This window comes from Psychrobacter sp. TB20-MNA-CIBAN-0197, assembly GCF_040309765.1.
Taxonomy (GTDB): domain Bacteria; phylum Pseudomonadota; class Gammaproteobacteria; order Pseudomonadales; family Moraxellaceae; genus Psychrobacter; species Psychrobacter submarinus.
This window is the reverse complement of the sequence record NZ_JBEOPC010000751.1, coordinates 1-264: the sequence shown is the minus strand read 5'-3', so window position 1 is coordinate 264 and position 264 is coordinate 1. Positions and strand designations below refer to the sequence as shown.

The window sequence follows — 264 nt, the reverse complement described above, 5'->3', positions numbered from 1 at the left end:
GGACTTTTCCCAGTATGCAACCGGTCATGAATCCGAAATACCCAGGGTTGTCGGTGCGGGTCGCCGACGAAGGTTTTGCGCCGTATATCTGGGGCAGCGACTTCAGTTTCGAGGTTGCCGCCTATGGCGCCGCCGTGATCGGCAAGCCGGTCGAGCAGTGGCCGGTGACGCCGATCGTGCCGTACCGCAAGTGCTACGGTATTGATCCGGAAGAGTTCAGCGCCTTTCACAACGCGCCCGACAGTGCGATTTTCATGGCGTACC

1 protein-coding gene is annotated in these 264 nt (G+C 59.8%); it reads left to right on the top strand.

The window, feature by feature from the left end:
* Positions 1-26: 26 nt before the first annotated feature.
* Positions 27-264, top strand: a 238-nt coding sequence (locus tag AAEY83_RS15840) for a hypothetical protein (RefSeq protein WP_351060484.1), incomplete at its 3' end; no start/stop codon positions are given.